We start from the raw sequence: 15,035 nt of genomic DNA, 5'->3' as shown, positions 1-15,035 counted from the left end.
CACCACCGGAACACGGCCGCATCGGGCCGGGGAGTCACGGCACCGCCCGGTGCGGCCGTCCGCGCGGGCGCACCCGGGGCCCGTTCGGGCGAGCACATCGGCGCCGTGCCGCCCGCCGACGGAGCGTCAGCAGCGCGGCGCGAAGGCCGGGTTGACCAAGGCCGGCACGTCGGCCCCGGTGCCGCAGATGCCGCCCGCCGTGTCGATCGTGTCGGCTCGGACCGTGTGCGTGTCGGCGCCGGCCGGGTCGGCGACCACCACGGTCGCACCGACGATGGGAGTCGCGATGACGGCCGTGCTGACCAGAAGGCCGCGGACGATGCGCTGCATGGGGCGGTTCCTTGTCTCGATACGGGACGGTCTCGAACGCCGAGGAGGGCGCAACCGGCCAACGCGGCGAACCGCCCGAAGGACACGAGGATTGAGCCGAACGGAAGGTCCGGCCGACTTCCCGACGAACCCGCGGGTCGTCCCACGTTCGAGGGATCGGGCCGGGGGAAAATGCGGTGCCGGGCGCGCCGCAGGCCTACCGTGTCGGCCATGCAGCTCCGCATCGGTACCCGGTCCTCCCCCATGGCCCTCGCCCAGGCTCGGCTCGTCGCCTCCCTGTTGCCCGGACGTCCGCACGAACCCGTCGTCGTCCCGATGTCCACCAGCGGCGACCGCTGGGGCGGCAGCCTGGCCGAACTCGGCGGCAAGGGCGCGTTCGTCAAGGAACTCGACCGCGCGCAGCTCGACGGGGAGGTGGATCTGGTCGTGCACTGTCTCAAGGACATGCCCGGCGACGTGCCGCTGCCCGAGGGGCTCACCGTCGCCGCCTACCTGCCCCGGGACGACGTGCACGACTGCGTGGTCGGCGCGCGGTTGGCCGACCTGCCGCCCGGCGCCCGGGTCGGCACCAGCTCGGTCCGGCGCGCGGCGCAACTGCGGCGCAGCCACCCGCAACTGACCGCGGTTCCGATCCGCGGCTCGGCGAACACCCGGCTGGCCAAGCTGGACGCGGGCGAATACGACGCCCTGATCCTGGCCGTCGCGGGTCTCGAACGCATCGGCCAGGGGCTGCGCATCACCCAGATCCTGACCACCAGTCAGATGTTGCCCGCGGTCGGCGCGGGCGTGTTGGCCCTGCAGTGCCGCATCGACGACGCGCCCGTCCTGGCCGCCGCACGGGCCCTGGACGACGCACCCACCCGGGCCTGCGTCGAGGCCGAGCGCGCCCTGCTGCGCGAGTTGCGCGGCCACTGCCACAGCCCGATCGCCGCCTACTGCACGGGCACCGAGACCGGCCTGACCCTGCACGCGGCGGTGTACTCCACCGACGGCGCGGACCTGCTGGAGGCCACCGACCACGGTGTCGAGCCGGACAAGCTCGGCGTCGTGGTGGCCGGTGAACTGCTCGCCCGCGGCGCCCGGGCGCTGATCGACGCGATCGCCCACTGAACACGGGCCGTCCCGCCGGCCGCGTCGGGTCGCGGCGGCGGGACGGCTCGTTCACACCGGTCCGCCGCGCCCCCGCACGGCTCGACCGTCGTCCGGCTTGCTCAGGTGTTCAGGCACTTCTGCACGGCGGTCTGCAACTCGGACGGCAGCTTGTTGGTCCGGGCGTACTCCTGGTCGAACGCGTTCATCTGGGCCTGGCTGTACTTGCCCTGGAGTTCGGTCAGCGCGCACTGGCAGTACCGGGTGTTGTTGTTCGACGTGCTCAGGCAGCCGTTGAGGAAGTTCGTCGAGTAGAGCGAACTCCAGTCGTTGCCGCCACCGCTCGCACCGGTCGACGTCGGCGAGGTCGGCGCCGTCGTGCGCGGGCGCGACGTGGTGGGTCGGCTGCTGGTGGGCGGCGGGGTGTCCTCGTCGGTGGCCCGGCTCGTCGGAGTCTTCTCCGTCGCCGTGGCGTCCGAACTCGCCCCGGTGGTCTTCGGGGCCCCGAGCCCACCGAAGCCGCCGTCCCCGTCGCTTCCACATGCCCCGACCGCGCAGGTCAGCATCACCGCGATCAACCCGACTCTGATGGTGCGCATGCATTTCCCCCTAAAACGATGTTGGTCGTGACTCTCCTCCCCGGCTCCGCCGGTCACAAGGGAATCTTTTCGGCCATTGCGTAATGGTTACGTCGCCGCGACCGTTACGACGCCGAGGACGTACCGCCGCCACCGTCGTCCCGCACTCGATTCCGGGTCGAACCGGCGCGAACCCGGCATGCCGGCCCGCGCGACCCCCGACGGTGGGCGACAGAGCGGTCTACCGCCCGACAAACATGAGCAAACCGGTCACCAACGTGCTGATCGTCACATTCCATGGCGTTTATCGACCGAGTCTGTTCACTATGGACGGGTTGCCTCCCGTCGGACGGCAGAAAGGAACGGCACACCATGACCTTGACGCCCGAGCACGTGGCCGCGCTGCGCGGCCTTGCCGCCGATGTCTCGGCCCTCGGCGCCGACGGCGCCCAGCGGCACCCCGCCTTCGCCGGCTCCGCCGGTTCGATCGCCGACCGCGCGGACGCGCTCGCGAGCGAGGCACCGCCGTTCCACAAGGTCGCGCTGCGCCGCATCGGCGACGCGATGCGCGCCTGCGCGGAGTCCCGCGAGGCGGGCGACCCCACCCGGGTGGCCATCACCCAGCGCACCGCCGCGCACCTGGCCGACCGGCTCGTGCACGCGCTCGACCGCTACGCCTCGGCCTCGCCGACCGCGACCCCGGCCACCTGCACCCGCTGCAACGAGCCGTACATCGCTCAGCTGATCCCCACCCAGCGGCGCTACCTCTCGCGCATCGACGCTCCCGTGTCCGGGCACGTGTTCAACGCGGCCGGCACCACCTACGTCGTCGAGCGGCACGTGTTGTGCCCGCTCCAGGACGTGCCCGGCCCGGCCGACATGTCCGAGTTCGAGAACCTGGACGACCTCGACAACGCCTGAGCCCGGGCGCCGGGCGCACACGACCGAGGCCGGGTCCCCGAGGGGGCCCGGCCTCAGTCGTCGCCGTGGTCCTTCTTGTCCTTCTTCAGTCGGCGCAGGTACTCGCGCGTCCACCCGGTCACCTTGACCACCTCGGACTGCTTGACCCCCGCGGTCATGGCCCGCACCGCCGCCCGTTTGAGTTCTCGACGCGCCTCTTCGTGCGCCTTCTCGGTCCTTCGATACGCCTTGGCGGCCCTGACCAGGCCCGCTCCGGCGGAATCGGGGTGCTCCCGGTCGACATCCTCGTGATCCACCCTGTCAGGATGCCATATGGGCCGCCACCCTCGTAGGCCAACACAGTTGACATTTCCTCATACAAGAAGGAAACTGGGGACCGAATCAAAGGTGAACGGAAGGTTAACGTCACCAGTCACGGAGGAGCCGACATGCTCAAGACCCTCACCGCCCCCGCCATGTGCACCCGTTGCGGCGAGCCGTACGTCGCGGCGCTCAGCCCGCGCCCGCTCGTCACCGTGCAGACTCCGGTGTTCCGCACCCCGGAGATCGTCGGCGGCCGGCTGATGACCATCGACGACACCGTCTGCCTGGTCGAGCGGCACGCCCCCTGCACGGGCCTGGGCAACTACCGCTGATCCTCGGCGGCGCCCGCCAACACCGCCGCCAGCATCCCCAGCGTCGACCAGTCGACGCGCTCGCACCGCAGCAGTTCGCCGTACGTCGTGATCTCGACGTCAGTGCGTTCCCCGTCCCCGGCCACACCATGTGGGCCGGGGTCGCTGCGTAGTACGGCCAGTTCCGCCTCGGTGAGTTCGGCCGAGTACACGTGCGCGTGATGCGCCGTCAGGGTGCCCGCGAGTTGCCGCGAGCCGTGCGGGCGCAGCCGCTCCGGCGACAACGCCAGACCGGTCTCCTGGCCGACCTCGGTACACCCGTCCGCCGCCGTGTACCCGCTCCCGCCCGGAAGTTCGTGCACGAAGCCGTCCTTCGTACGGGCCGCCGAGCGGAACTCGCGCACCAGCACCACGGTGCTCGCCGTGAGCGGCTCGGCGCGCCGGTAGAGCACCACCGCGGTCACGTCCGGCCGGCCGAGCACCACCTCGTCGTCCTTGACCCGACCGCCCTCGGCGGCGATCGCGACCCGCACGTGCGCCGCCCACAACCACGTGGCCGCGCCGCGCCGCCACACCCACGCGATCCGGCCGCCGAGCAGCGTGTTGCCCGCCGTGCGCTGGGCCGCGTACCAATCCTCGAAGGCCCGGGTCAGCCACACGTTCAGCGGGATGTCCCGCTCCCCGTCCGTGCGCGGCGCGCCGGACCCGAGCGCGTCCAGCGCGGTGTCCACCGTCGCCGGCAGCGTGTCGCGTACCGGCACGTCGTGACCGAGCGCATAGGCCCGCTGATAGCGCACGTGCGGCGCGTCCGGCGGAGTGCCCAGCACCGCGCGGCCCGAGTCCTTGAGCCAACCCCACTCGTCGTTGGTGGTCAGTCCGGGCAGGTCGCGCAGATCGCGCGGGATCCAGAAGAGCACCCGATCGCTGCGGTCCAGGTTGCGCAACTCCCAGTCCCGCTGCACCTGATGCGTGGGCCACGACTGCCCCTCGCCGGGCTCGGGCACGAACACCACCAGGCGGCCCGGCCCGCGCCACCGCTCCCGGATCAGTTTCAGCGCCGCCGGTCGCCAGGAGGACACGTGCGCCGCGCGGGGGGTGGGGCCGGCCAGGAAGACGCTCGCATCCCACGCGTTCGGCGGCTCGTCGGGCGAATTCACAACCACGATCTCGGTCATGGCCTCGACCGTAGTGGTCGTCACCGCAGGTGATCGAGGGTCACCGCGATCTCCGGGGGGCCGACCCGATCGGCGTGCGGGTGGTGATGTCGCATACCGTTCCCCGCACGCACGCTGCTACGAAAGAATCACATCCATACGGCGCGTACGGGGAGGCGTTTGCGGTGGCTCAGTTGTGGCTTGGCAGCCGATATCGGCTGGACAAGAGGCTGGGCTCGGGAGGCAACGCGACCGTGTGGCGGGCCTGGGACCAGAAGATGCAACGGTTCGTCGCGGTCAAGGTGCTCAAGGAGTCGTTCGGGGCGTCCAACAACAGCGTGGACCGTTTCGGCCGCGAGGCGATCATCGTCGGCGGGCTGTCCTCGCCGAACATCATCGTCGTGCACGACCAGGGCCGGAAGGAGCTCGTCGAGCGCCGGACCGGTCCCGGGCCGACCGAGCCGGAGCTGTCCGACCGGGAACGGCTCGATCGCGAGCGGCTCGATCCCGAGACCCGGGTGTTCACCCACGAGGCCGAGACGGTGCACGACGCGCAGATCACCTCCGCGCTCGGCCCGGGACCGGCCGAGATGCGCCGCACCGACGGCAAGGTCATGTATCTGGCGATGGAGCTGATCACCGGCCGCTCGCTGGCGCAGCTCGTCGCGGACGGCGCATGGCTGCCGCTCGGCCACGTGGTCGGGTGGGCGATCCAGCTGTGCGAGGGCCTCGACGTCGCGCACTCGGGCGGCGTACTGCATCGCGACATCAAGCCCGCGAACGTCATGGTGACCTCGCGCGGCGTGGTCAAGGTGCTCGACTTCGGCATAGCCCGATACATGGAGAAGGTGTCCTCGCGCGCGGGCATCACGATGCCCGGAAGCATGATCGGCACGCCCGCCTACATGTCGCCCGAGCAGATCCTCGGCGGGCGCATCGACGGCCGCGCCGACCTGTACAGCGTGGGCTGCGTGCTGCACGAATTGCTGACCGGTGCACCGCCGTTCGGCCTGGACCGTCCGCATTCGATGATGACCGCCCATCTGCAACGCCCGCCCGAGTCGGTCCGCAACACCCGGCTGGAGGTGCCCGAGGACCTGGCCGCGCTCGTGCTCGCGCTGCTCGCCAAGCGACCGGAGAACCGGCCGGCGAGCGCGGCGGAGGTGTGCGATCGGCTGTTGGAGCTGTCCGTCGTGCCGCCGCGCAACCTCGCCCCACAGCCGTGGGGAGTAGCGACCTCGGACCCGATCGTGGAGGAGGATCCGCGACCGACGGGGGACGAGCCGGTCCGGCTGGTCCCGAACGTGGCCGAGCCGCGCCCGGTCCCCGCGAGCGACTCGCTCCAGGCGCTGCGCGCCGAACTCGGGCAGCGGATGCGCGAGTTCGGTGTGGACCACCCGGATACGCTGCTGCTGCGCGAGCAGTTGGCCGCGCGGCTGGGCAAGGACGGGGATCCGGTCGCGGCGATAGCCCTGCTGCGCGGGGTGATCTCCGACGGGGGACGGTTGCGCGGCGCGCTGTCCCCGGACACGCTGCGCGCCCGGCGGGCACTGGCGCACTGGACCGGGAAGGCGGGCCGCCCGGCCGACGCAGCGCAGTTGCTGAAGAACCTGCTGCAGGATCAGGTCCACGTGCTGGGCACCGACCACCTGGAGACCCTGCGGGTCCGCCGCGAACGGGCCCGCTGGGACGGCGAGGCGGGCAACTACGTGGGCGCGGTGCTGCATCTGCGTGCGCTCGTCCCGGACGTGATTCGGGTGCTGGGCCCCAATCACGAGCTGGTCATCGAGGTCTGGGACGACCTCACCCACTGGGAGCACCGCCTGGACGGCTACGGCTTCCGGGACGAGGCGTGAGCGGCGCTCCCGGCGTCACAGGGTCAACATGTCGCGCAGTTCGCGCTTGAGGACCTTGCCCACCGCGTTCCGCGGCAGCGCACGCTCGGTGAACCGCACCAGCGTGGGCACCTTGAACGCGGCCAGCCGGCGCGCCACGTGCCCGCGCAGTTCGGCCGCGGTGACGGCGCCCGCCACGTGCAGCCGGACCACGGCGGCCACCTCCTCGCCGAGATCGTGGTGCGGCACCCCGACCACCGCGACGTCGGAGACGGCCGGATGCTCGAACAGGACCGCCTCGACCTCGGCCGAGTAGACGTTCTCCCCGCCGCGGATGATCACGTCCTTGAGCCGGTCGACCACGTACAGCAGCCCGTCGGCATCGGTGTAGCCGAGGTCCCCGGTGCGGAACCACCCGTCCGGGAACGCCTCCTCGCTCTCCCGCGGCCGGTTCCAGTAGCCGCGGACCACCTGCGGGCCGCGGAAGCGGATCTCGCCCGTGCGCCCGGTCGGCAACTCCTCGCCGGTCAGCGGATCGGCCACCCGCAGATCCGTCGTGGGCACCGGTCGCCCGACGCTGTCCGGGTGGGCGTAGTAGTCGTCGCCCGAGTTCGCCACCACCACGCACGTGGTCTCGGTCATCCCGTAGGCGTTCAACGGCACGATCGGGTTGCCCGACATGGCGCCCACCTGCCCGACCAGGTCCGGCGGCACCGGCGAGCCGCCGGCGCCCAGGCTGGTCAGGCTGGACAGGTCGCGCCCGGCCCGCAGCGGTGACTCGACCAGGCGACGCAGCAGGGTGGGCACCATGTTCGCGGTGGTGATCCGCTCGGTCTCGATCAGCTCCAGCGCGGTGGCGGTATCCCAGTGGTGCATCAGGCACAACTTCGCGCCCTGCGCCGCGCCGATGTACAGACCGGCCAGTCCGGCGATGTGGAAAAACGGGTAGACCTGCAGGTTGCTCGGCGTCGGCAGGCCCGCCCCCAGCTCCTCGAACACGGCCGGGCCCTTGGCCAACTCGGCGGCGGGCAGGCCCAGTCGGACCAGCCCGACGGCCTTCATCAGCTGCATCGTGTGCAGGTTGGTGGTGTGGTTGTGATGCGTGGCGACCGCGCCCTTGGGCCGTCCGGTGGTGCCGGACGTGTACAGGATGGTCGCGTCGTCGAACGGCTCCGGGCCCTCCGCCGGCAGCGCACACTCGCCGGTGAAGGAGCGCAGCAGCGCGGACAGGTCGGTCTCGCCGGCGGCCGGCGGCTCCTCGGGACGAACCACCAGCAGCCCGGGCGCCGTACTCGGGACCGGCCGGCCCCGGAGCAGGTCGGCGCGTTCACCGTCGCAGATCAGCACCGTGCTGCCGGAGTCCTCCACGGCGTACAGCAACTCGTCGGCGGTCCACCACGCGTTGAGCGGCACCGCGACCGCCCCCATGACCTGGGTCGCCCAGAACGCGAGCGGCCATTCGAGGTGGTTTCGCATCGCGATGGCCACCCGGTCGCCGCGCCGCACGCCGCACTCGACGGCCAGGTGCCGGGCCAGGTGGGCGACCAGTCGATGCTGCTCGGCGTAGTCGATCCGCTCGTCGCCGGCGACCAGCGCGTCCCGGGTCCCGTATGCCGCCAGGTCCTCGAAGACCGCGCGCAGCGTCGGCGGAGCCTTGCTCAGAACCCGCCAGGGGATGCCGTCGTGGACGACCTCCTCGATCGCGTAGGCCGATTCGGGTCCGGTGAGCTCGGCCAGGGCCTGTGTCCGATCCAGCATCCGGTGGGTCCACCTCCTGCACACTGCGAGCGACTTGTACCGGGGTAGGAGCGCATCAAAGCTAGTGCGGAGATCGCATCGCGGGAACCCTGGCAATCGACATGATCACCCGGCAGGGTGGCCGGACGGGTACCACCGACACGCGTGCGAACCGGGGGGCTTGGGTGGACTACGAGCAGATCTCGACGGCCGTCGAGGACGACGTGTTGACCGTGACGCTGGACCGACCGGACCGCCTCAACGCGTACACCTACCGGATGCGCCGGGAGATCTCACACGCGTTGGACCGGGCGGACGCGGACGACGAGGTCCGGGTGGTGGTGTTCACCGGGAGCGGGCGGGCGTTTTGTGCGGGAGCCGATCTGGAGATGGGCGCCGACTCGTTCGACCCGGGCGCACACGCGAAGCGCTTCGAGGACGCGGTGGACGACGCGGACACGTTCCGCGACGACGGCGGCCGACTGGTGCTGCGGCTGTACCGCTCGAAGAAGCCGCTGATCGCGGCGATCAACGGTCCGGCGGTGGGCGTGGGCGCGACCATGACGCTGCCGATGGACATCCGGATCGCCTCCTCCGCCGCCCGCTTCGGCTTCGTCTTCGCCCGCCGCGGGATCACTCCCGACGGTTGTTCGACGTGGTTCCTGCCGCGGGTGGTGGGCCTGGACCGGGCCCTCGAATGGTGCTTCACCGGCCGGGTCTTCGACGCGGCGGAGGCGAAGGAGGCCGGCCTGATCCGCGAGTCGGTCCCCCCGCAGGACCTGCTCCCGCGCGCCCACGAAATGGCCCGCACGATCGCCGAGAACACCCCGGCGGTGGCCGTCGCGCTGACCCGTCGGCTGTTGTGGGGCATGCAGACCGTCTCCGACCCGGAAACCGCCCACCTGCACGAGTCCCGCGCCCTGCACTGGACGGGCGGCTCGGCCGACGTCCGGGAGGGCGTGCTCGCCTTCCTGGAAAAACGCCGCCCCGACTTCGCCCTCCGGGTCAGCACGGACCTGCCGGACCTACCCGGGATGCCGTGACCCCGAGCAGCGGGGTCCGGATGCCCGAACCGGGCGGACGAAGACGGGACCGGAGGCGCCCGGCCGGGGTGGGTTCGGGGGCTTCTGGGCGCGGCACTCGGATGGCCCTTACAGCTTGTTGTGTTTTGCAACTGTTTCAGGCACTCTTGGCGCACATTCAGGGCGCATGGTGTTGAGGAGCAAGGCGATGTCGGACAGCGTTGAGCGGCGAGTGGTCCGCGAAGTGGGTGCGGCCACCCGGTTGATTCGGCTGTTGATGGGTCCCCCGCTGCATGCGGCCGGGATCACCCAGGCGGAATACCACCTGCTTGCCCACCTGGAGGAGCGCGGTACCTCCACCGGCAAGGAACTCGCCTGCCGACTGAGCCTGGACAAGACCACGATCAGCCGACAGCTGACCGCGCTCGAAGAGGCCCGGCTGATCACCCGGACCACCGATCCGACCAATCGCCGGTCCCACCTGATCACCCTCACCGACGCCGGCCACCAACGCCTGGCCGACGCCCGGCAACGCAGCCTCGCGGTGATGGCGGAACGGTTCGCCGCCTGGCCCAAGGAGGAACTGGGCGCCCTCGCCGACCACCTGGCCCGGTTCAACGACGTCCTGCGCGGCGACACCGGGGACCCCGCCGCCCCCGCCGAGCAGGAACAGCACGAAGCGCACGAACAGCAACCGCAGCAGTAGCCGAAACGCCGCCCGACACCTGGGGCGGCGGACCGACCGGCCTAGGCCGTGTCCGGTGGATCTTGGTGGATGAGGTCGCGTCGTCTGGTGCCGTGGCTCGGCGTGCCGGAGAAGCAGCCGCATAGTGGTTCTATTCGGCTGTTTCTCCGGTGCGGCGAGACGCGGTGCCAGGCGGCGCGGCCCCGCCAAGATCCGCCGGACACGGCCTAGTTGTCCGCCACCCGCGGGTGCACCCGCGGACGAGCCCGGTACACGTCGTAGACGCCCTGCACCCGACGCAGCGCCCGCAGCAGCTTCGGCAGGGTCGCGAGGTCGGCCAGCCGGATCGTGTACGTCTGGCGTACTCGCATCTGCTGCGGCGGCGCGATCGAGGCCGAGGTGATGTCGGCGCCCTCCGCGTCGATCGCGGCGGTCACGTCGGCGAGCAGTCGGGGCCGGTCCAGGGCCTCGATCTGCACGGTGACCCGGTAGCCCTGGTCGGCCTGGTGCGGCAGCCACGTCGCGGCGACCACGTCCCGGCCCGCGCGGCGCATCTGTTGCACGTTGGTGCAGTCGGCCCGGTGTACCGCGACCGTGCCGCCTCGGATCACGAAGCCGGCGAGTTCGTCCGGCGGGACCGGGGTGCAGCAGCGGGCCAGTCGGACGGGGGCTCCCGGCGAGCCCGGCACGCTGACCACGGCCTCACCGGGGTCGGACGGCGGACGCCGGGTCCGGGCCGGGGCCTGGGCGGCGTCCCCGGCAGGTGCGGTCGGGCCCGGGGCGGGCGCGCCCTGGGCGGCCTCGCCGGTGGCGGCCAGATTGCCCAGCGGCGGGGCGAGCAGGGGGTCGATCCGACCCTCCATGCCGTGCGGATACTTGGCCAACCAGGCCTCGATCGCGACCCGGGCCAGTGGGCTGCGGACGAACGAGAGCCATTCCTTGGACGGCGCCGCGGCGCCGGGCGGCGCGGTGATGATGGAGACCGTCTCGCCGTCCGCCAGCACCGAACTCAGGGCCACCAGGCGGCCGTTGATCTGCGCGCCGATACATCGGTGGCCGGTCTGCTCGTCGATCGCATAGGCCGCGTCCACACACGTGGACCCGGCGGGCAGGGTGAGCGGGCGGCCACCGGGGGTGAACACCAGGAGCTCGCGGTCCGCCGACAGGTCGGCGGTCAGCGAGCTCCAGAAGACGTGCGCGTCCGGGATGCCGCCCTGCCAGGCGAGCAGCCGGTGCAACCACGCGAGCTGCTCGGGGGCGTCCGGCCCGGTGTCCGGTTTGCCGGTGTGCGCGACCACGCCGAACTCGGCCAGGCGATGCATGCGTCGGGTGCGGATGAGCACCTCGACCTTGTCGCCCTCGGGCAGCGTGATCGCCGTGTGCAGCGACTGGTACAGGTTGAACTTGGGGGTTGCGATGTAGTCCTTGAACTCGCCCGCGATCGGCGACCAGCAGGTGTGCAGTACGCCGAGCGCGCCGTAACAGTCGGTGTCCGCGTCCACCACGATCATCAGCCGGCAGAGGTCGAACGGGCCCAGGTCCTCGCGGCCGCGCCGCTTCTGCACCCGGCGCACGGATACGTGGTGCCGCGCGCGCGGCGATACCTCCGCTTCGATCCCGGCGTCCCGCAGCGCACGTTTGACGGTCGTGCACAGCTTGGACACGGCCTCGTCGGTGGCCGCCTGGCTGGCGCCGACGGTGCGCGCGGTCGCGGCGTGCTCCTCGGGTCGGAGCGTGGCGAAGACGATGTCCTCCAGCTCCGACTTGAGCACGTGGATGCCCAGCCGCTCGGCGAGCGGGATGAACACCTCCTGCGTGGCCTCGGCGGTGCGGATCTGGCTGGCCCGGCGGCGATATCGGATCGTGCGCATGTTGTGCAGCCGGTCGGCCAGCTTGATCACGGTCACCCGCAGGTCCCTGCCGGTGGCCACGATGATCTTGCGCATCGTCTCGGCCTCGGCCCGGTCGCCCAGATCGACCCGCTCCAGCTTGGTCACGCCGTCGACCAGGTGCGTGACGTCGTCGCCGAACGCCGCGCGGACCTCTTCCAGGGTCAGGTCGGTGTCCTCGACGGTGTCGTGCAGCAGCGCCGCGACCAGCGTCGTGGTGTCCGCGCCCAGCTCGGCCAGGATGGTGGCCACCGCGAGCGGGTGCGTGATGTACGGCTCGCCGCTCTTGCGCATCTGCCCGCGATGGGACAACTCCGCGACCGCGTACGCCTCCTGAATGGCCGTCACATCGGCCTTCGGGTGGTGCACACGATGCACCTGGAGCAGCGGTTCGACCGCGTCCGGCGTGCGTCGACGACTTCCGGTGAGGAAGGTGACAGCGGCCAGACCCAGTCGCTGGATGGGTTGTTGGACAGGCCGGCGGGAGAGTCGTCCGACGCGGTCGGACATGCTCCGGCTCGGAACGTCACCCGCGGCTCGCGGTGCACCCTTGGGCACACCTGCACCGGCCGGCGGGTCGAGTCCCCCGATCGTCATGCGGCACCTCCGGCAGCTACCCCCGGAGTCGCCCCCGGTGATTCATGCTACCGACAACAACACGGACCGTGTCCGCGTGATGTCGCCCGTCACACACGATCACCCGCACGGGTCATGGCGCCCGCTACGGATGATGGTGAAGAGCCCAGCCTAACCCCTCGGGATCTTGTCCGGGTGCGCACCCACCGGGCTCGGGGAGCGCACCCGTCGCACGGCGGGCGTGCGGGTCGCCGCGACGGGGCGTCAGCTCCCGTCGGCGCGCTCCCCGTACGTGCCGGCCATCATCGCCTCGATCAGTCCGCGGTGCAGCACCGTCTCGTCCAGGTCGGCCGGCTGCTCGCGCTCGCCGAAGTGCCACTGGCGGTGTGCGATGCGGGCCATCACCACGCCGTGGCGCACCGCCGCGTACATCTCGAAGTACCGCATGTCGCGCGGTGTGTAGCCGGTGAGCTTCTCGTAGTGCGCGCACACGTCCTCGGTGCGCATGAAGTCGGGCAGGCCCGGCAGGCCGTAGCGGGTGGCGATGTCCTGGAAGAACGCGTGGATGAAGATCATCCAGGCGATGTCCAGCTCGCGCGGGCCGACGGCGGCCATCTCCCAGTCCAGTACCGCGGTCGGCTCGAAGTCCACGTACAGGATGTTGCCGATCCGTGCGTCGCCCCAGCTGATCACGTCCGGGCCGACCTCGGCCGGGAAGTTGTCCTCCAGCCACTCGAACGCACGATCCAGGAGCGGGACGCGCTGCCCCTCGATGCCCCACTCGTAGAACGCGCGCAGGTCGTCCAGATGCCGGCGCAGCGCGGTCTCGCCGGTGCCCTCGTACTGGAGGAAGGCCAGTTCCTCGGGGCTCGCGTCGATTTCGTGGATCGCGGCGACGACGGCGACCGACTCCTCCTGGAGCCGGCGACGCTGCTCGGGCGTGGCGGCGAGCATCCAGCCGTCGATCGTGTACGGCATCACGTCCGGCGGCGCGGCGCCCTCGGCCCGGCGCATCACGAAGAACGGGGCGCCGAGCGGCCCCTCGTCCGGCTCGTTCCACAGCAGCGCGGGCACCGGGATCGGACAGCGCTCGCCGACCAGGGTCATCACCGCGTACTGCTTGTCCAGGTCGTAGGTCGGGAAGACCGGCTTGGCGTCCATCGAGGGACGCATCCGCACCACGCAGCGCTCGGTGCGGCGTTCGCCGTCCACCGTCCAGGTCGCGTCGAACAGCAGCGTCTCGCTGGACATCCCGTTGCCGGAGGGGGCCTTGAGCTCGGAGATCTCCGGAGCCGCGCCCTCGGGCAGCCGGCCGCTCAGCCACGCGAGCAGTTGGTCGTGCACCGTCGCCAGGTCCCGCGTGCTCGTCTGCGGGCGGGTGACCTCGTCGGGGTCGGCCACGACAACCTCCGGTGTCCACGTCGCACGGGTGCGACCGGCGTGGCCGGGCGTCCCTGCCGACGTCCGGTCCCCGCCCTGCTGTCGGCGGCTGCCCGCCGGACAAAAGTGAAACACGTTCTATCATGTGTGACACGTGTCATCAATGGCCCGGAAGCCCCGCCCCACCGGGCCCGGCGTCGGGTGCCGGCCGGACCGTCCGGCCGCGGCACCGGGTTCGGCCTGCGGGTATTGCAGACTGGACGGATGCCTCCGACCCCCGCCGCGACCCGCCGGCGTCCGCGCTGGTGGACCGAATTGCTGCTGATCGCAGTGCTGTACGAGGCGTACTCGCTCAGCCGACTCGTGGTCCGCGGCGACGTGGACGCCGCGCTGCGCAACGCCGAGCGAATACTGCACGTCGAGTCGCTCACCCACCTCGATCCCGAACGGGTGCTCAACCAGGTCGTCACCGACCACGTGCTCATCGGCGTGGTCTGCGATTACGCGTACGCGACGCTGCACTACGTGGTGACCCCGCTGGTGCTGTTCTGGTTGTGGCGGCGGCGCCCCGAGCGCTACCGGGGTGCGCGCACCACGCTGGCGATCGCCACGGTGGTGTCACTGGCTGGCTTCATGCTCTTCCCGACCGCGCCGCCGCGGATGATCGACGGCTTCACCGACACCATGGCGCACTTCGCGTCCTGGGGCTGGTGGGGCGGGGGTGCCAGCGCGCCGCGCGGCATGGAGCACATGACCAACGAGTACGCGGCGATGCCGTCCCTGCACGTGGGCTGGGCCGCCTGGTGCGGGTGGCAGTTGTGGCGGCACGGTCGCGGTCGGGTGTCGCGCGTCCTGGGTGTGCTCTATCCGCTCTTCGTGGTCGTGGTGGTACTGGGCACCGCGAACCACTACCTCGCGGACGTGGTCGCGGGACTCGCGGTGATGGGGCTGGGCGCGCTCGCGTCGCCGTGGGTGCTGCGCGGGGTGGACCGGGCACGCGACGGGGTGGCGATGCGCCGGGCCGAGTCGAAAGAGACCATTCAACCGATCGATGTCGATCAAAGAAACGCCGCCTGATCACACCGAATCGCGCCCAATGAACGATTTCGATCAAGGCCAGCCGGATACGACTTCCGAACGACGCTTGCCTCCCAGGCAAGCGGTACCTTCTGGGTGGTCCCGCGCCCGAGAACGGCAAGGATTCCGTCATCGGGCACATGCCGAT

At 71.2% G+C, this 15,035-nt stretch carries 14 protein-coding genes; 7 read left to right on the top strand and 7 right to left on the bottom strand.

The window, feature by feature from the left end:
• Positions 1-126: 126 nt before the first annotated feature.
• Entirely contained in the window at positions 127-330 is a 204-nt protein-coding gene (locus ACZOOI_RS19475; protein ID WP_465277055.1) for a hypothetical protein, read from the bottom strand.
• Between the two features lie 210 nt (positions 331-540).
• Here ACZOOI_RS19475 and hemC point away from each other — a divergent pair, with 210 nt between their 5' ends.
• On the top strand, positions 541-1,440 hold the full coding sequence (hemC, locus tag ACZOOI_RS19470; protein WP_465277054.1) for a hydroxymethylbilane synthase: 900 nt from the start codon (positions 541-543) through the stop codon (positions 1,438-1,440).
• Positions 1,441-1,541: 101 nt separating this feature from the next.
• On the opposite strand, the gene ACZOOI_RS19465 is transcribed toward hemC, so the two are convergent.
• A complete protein-coding gene (locus ACZOOI_RS19465; protein ID WP_465277053.1) occupies positions 1,542-2,018 on the bottom strand; it encodes a hypothetical protein in 477 nt (158 codons plus the stop codon).
• Positions 2,019-2,369: 351 nt separating this feature from the next.
• Here ACZOOI_RS19465 and ACZOOI_RS19460 point away from each other — a divergent pair, with 351 nt between their 5' ends.
• Complete coding sequence (locus ACZOOI_RS19460) at positions 2,370-2,918, top strand: hypothetical protein (protein WP_465277052.1); 549 nt, start codon at positions 2,370-2,372, stop codon at positions 2,916-2,918.
• Positions 2,919-2,971: 53 nt separating this feature from the next.
• On the opposite strand, the gene ACZOOI_RS19455 is transcribed toward ACZOOI_RS19460, so the two are convergent.
• Entirely contained in the window at positions 2,972-3,214 is a 243-nt protein-coding gene (locus tag ACZOOI_RS19455; RefSeq protein WP_465277051.1) for a hypothetical protein, read from the bottom strand.
• A 132-nt stretch (positions 3,215-3,346) separates the two neighbouring features.
• On the opposite strand from ACZOOI_RS19455, the gene ACZOOI_RS19450 reads away from it, so the two are divergent.
• A complete protein-coding gene (locus ACZOOI_RS19450; protein WP_465277050.1) occupies positions 3,347-3,553 on the top strand; it encodes a hypothetical protein in 207 nt (68 codons plus the stop codon).
• On the opposite strand, the gene ACZOOI_RS19445 is transcribed toward ACZOOI_RS19450, so the two are convergent.
• The gene (locus ACZOOI_RS19445) at positions 3,544-4,707 is read right to left on the bottom strand and encodes a nucleoside 2-deoxyribosyltransferase domain-containing protein (protein WP_465277049.1); all 1,164 of its coding nucleotides are present in this window, start codon (positions 4,705-4,707) and stop codon (positions 3,544-3,546) included. The two genes, ACZOOI_RS19450 and ACZOOI_RS19445, sit on opposite strands and share 10 nt — an antisense overlap.
• Before the next feature lie 164 nt (positions 4,708-4,871).
• On the opposite strand from ACZOOI_RS19445, the gene ACZOOI_RS19440 reads away from it, so the two are divergent.
• Entirely contained in the window at positions 4,872-6,542 is a 1,671-nt protein-coding gene (locus ACZOOI_RS19440; RefSeq protein WP_465277048.1) for a serine/threonine-protein kinase, read from the top strand.
• A 15-nt stretch (positions 6,543-6,557) separates the two neighbouring features.
• Here ACZOOI_RS19440 and ACZOOI_RS19435 read toward each other — a convergent pair whose 3' ends face one another.
• Positions 6,558-8,279 (bottom strand): class I adenylate-forming enzyme family protein, encoded by a 1,722-nt coding sequence (locus tag ACZOOI_RS19435; RefSeq protein WP_465277047.1) that lies wholly within the window; start codon positions 8,277-8,279, stop codon positions 6,558-6,560.
• A gap of 164 nt (positions 8,280-8,443) precedes the next feature.
• Here ACZOOI_RS19435 and ACZOOI_RS19430 point away from each other — a divergent pair, with 164 nt between their 5' ends.
• Complete coding sequence (locus tag ACZOOI_RS19430) at positions 8,444-9,301, top strand: enoyl-CoA hydratase-related protein (protein WP_465277046.1); 858 nt, start codon at positions 8,444-8,446, stop codon at positions 9,299-9,301.
• Positions 9,302-9,488: 187 nt separating this feature from the next.
• Positions 9,489-9,986: a MarR family winged helix-turn-helix transcriptional regulator gene (locus ACZOOI_RS19425; protein WP_465277045.1), complete on the top strand. Its 498-nt coding sequence runs from the start codon at positions 9,489-9,491 to the stop codon at positions 9,984-9,986.
• Positions 9,987-10,192: 206 nt separating this feature from the next.
• Here ACZOOI_RS19425 and ACZOOI_RS19420 read toward each other — a convergent pair whose 3' ends face one another.
• Positions 10,193-12,451, bottom strand: a complete 2,259-nt coding sequence (locus tag ACZOOI_RS19420) for a RelA/SpoT family protein (protein WP_465277044.1) — start codon at positions 12,449-12,451, stop codon at positions 10,193-10,195.
• A gap of 243 nt (positions 12,452-12,694) precedes the next feature.
• Positions 12,695-13,831 (bottom strand): phosphotransferase family protein, encoded by a 1,137-nt coding sequence (locus ACZOOI_RS19415; RefSeq protein WP_465277043.1) that lies wholly within the window; start codon positions 13,829-13,831, stop codon positions 12,695-12,697.
• A 243-nt stretch (positions 13,832-14,074) separates the two neighbouring features.
• Here ACZOOI_RS19415 and ACZOOI_RS19410 point away from each other — a divergent pair, with 243 nt between their 5' ends.
• Complete coding sequence (locus ACZOOI_RS19410) at positions 14,075-14,887, top strand: phosphatase PAP2 family protein (protein WP_465277042.1); 813 nt, start codon at positions 14,075-14,077, stop codon at positions 14,885-14,887.
• The last annotated feature ends 148 nt before the right edge of the window (positions 14,888-15,035 follow it).

The sequence above is a fragment of the Embleya sp. L77 genome, assembly GCF_055557415.1.
This window is presented reverse-complemented; position numbering and strand designations above follow the sequence as displayed.

What these genes read in the sequence shown, in the direction of transcription:
- ACZOOI_RS19475 (WP_465277055.1), bottom strand. Translation starts at nt 330, where the DNA reads ATGCAGCGCATCGTCCGCGGCCTTCTGGTCAGCACGGCCGTCATCGCG.
- hemC (WP_465277054.1), top strand. Translation starts at nt 541, where the DNA reads ATGCAGCTCCGCATCGGTACCCGGTCCTCCCCCATGGCCCTCGCCCAG.
- ACZOOI_RS19465 (WP_465277053.1), bottom strand. Translation starts at nt 2,018, where the DNA reads ATGCGCACCATCAGAGTCGGGTTGATCGCGGTGATGCTGACCTGCGCG.
- ACZOOI_RS19460 (WP_465277052.1), top strand. Translation starts at nt 2,370, where the DNA reads ATGACCTTGACGCCCGAGCACGTGGCCGCGCTGCGCGGCCTTGCCGCC.
- ACZOOI_RS19450 (WP_465277050.1), top strand. Translation starts at nt 3,347, where the DNA reads ATGCTCAAGACCCTCACCGCCCCCGCCATGTGCACCCGTTGCGGCGAG.
- ACZOOI_RS19445 (WP_465277049.1), bottom strand. Translation starts at nt 4,707, where the DNA reads ATGACCGAGATCGTGGTTGTGAATTCGCCCGACGAGCCGCCGAACGCG.
- ACZOOI_RS19435 (WP_465277047.1), bottom strand. Translation starts at nt 8,279, where the DNA reads ATGCTGGATCGGACACAGGCCCTGGCCGAGCTCACCGGACCCGAATCG.
- ACZOOI_RS19425 (WP_465277045.1), top strand. Translation starts at nt 9,489, where the DNA reads ATGTCGGACAGCGTTGAGCGGCGAGTGGTCCGCGAAGTGGGTGCGGCC.
- ACZOOI_RS19420 (WP_465277044.1), bottom strand. Translation starts at nt 12,451, where the DNA reads ATGACGATCGGGGGACTCGACCCGCCGGCCGGTGCAGGTGTGCCCAAG.
- ACZOOI_RS19410 (WP_465277042.1), top strand. Translation starts at nt 14,075, where the DNA reads ATGCCTCCGACCCCCGCCGCGACCCGCCGGCGTCCGCGCTGGTGGACC.